Below are 836 nucleotides of genomic sequence, written 5' to 3'. Positions count from 1 at the left end.
ACGGGCAGTGCGACAGCCTCGCCTGACCGCATAGCGGTGTCCAGCAGCGCAAGGGCATCCTCAGTGGACAGGGGCGGGAAACCCTCCCTTCGCAGGCGCGCCACATCGGCGTCGCTGAGCCGGCCGCCCATACCCTCTGCGTGCTCCCACAGACCCCACGCCAGCGACACCGCCGGGAGGCCCTGTGCCCGCCGGGACACCGCAAGCGCGTCCAGCACGGAATTGCCTGCCGCATAGGCGGCCTGCCCCAGCGAACCCACGATTCCCGCGATCGAGGAGAACAGAACAAAGGCGTCCAGCTCACGGTCGCGGGTCAGCTCATGCAGATGCACCGCCGACTCCGCCTTCGCCGCCAACACCCCACCCAACCGGTCAGACGTCAGATCCGCGATCAGGCCGTCATCGAGCACACCTGCTGCATGTACAACACCCCGAAGCGGGGTATCTGCCGGGATCGCGTCCAGCACACCCGCCAAAGCCTCACGATCACTCACATCACACGCGGTGACTGTGACCCGCGCACCAAGCCCCGTCAGTTCCTCGCGTAGTTCCTCCGCCCCCGGTGCCTCAAGACCACGCCGGGACAGCAGCAGCAGATCCCGCACACCATGCTCAGCGGCCAGGTGCCTGGCTACCACCGCACCCAGACCACCCGTACCACCGGTCACCAGGACCGTGCCCGACTCCGGCCACAGCGCAGGGATGCGTAGGACGACCTTGCCGATGTGTTTGGCCTGGCCGAGGAACCGAAACGCCTCCGGTGCCCGGGCGACATTCCATGCCGTGACCGGAACCGGCCGCAACACCCCCCGTTCAAACAACTCCACCAACACCGT

At 67.3% G+C, this 836-nt stretch carries 1 protein-coding gene; it reads right to left on the bottom strand.

The features are described 5' to 3' along the window. The coding region (locus JK363_RS41430) for a beta-ketoacyl reductase (RefSeq protein ID WP_307822127.1) at positions 1-827 on the bottom strand (827 nt) is incomplete at its 3' end. Positions 828-836: the final 9 nt, after the last annotated feature.

The sequence above is a fragment of the Streptomyces coffeae genome (assembly GCF_016741875.1).
GTDB classification, from domain to species: Bacteria; Actinomycetota; Actinomycetes; order Streptomycetales; family Streptomycetaceae; genus Streptomyces; species Streptomyces coffeae.
The sequence above is the reverse complement of the archived record's forward strand: the minus strand, read 5'-3'. Positions and strand labels throughout refer to the sequence as shown.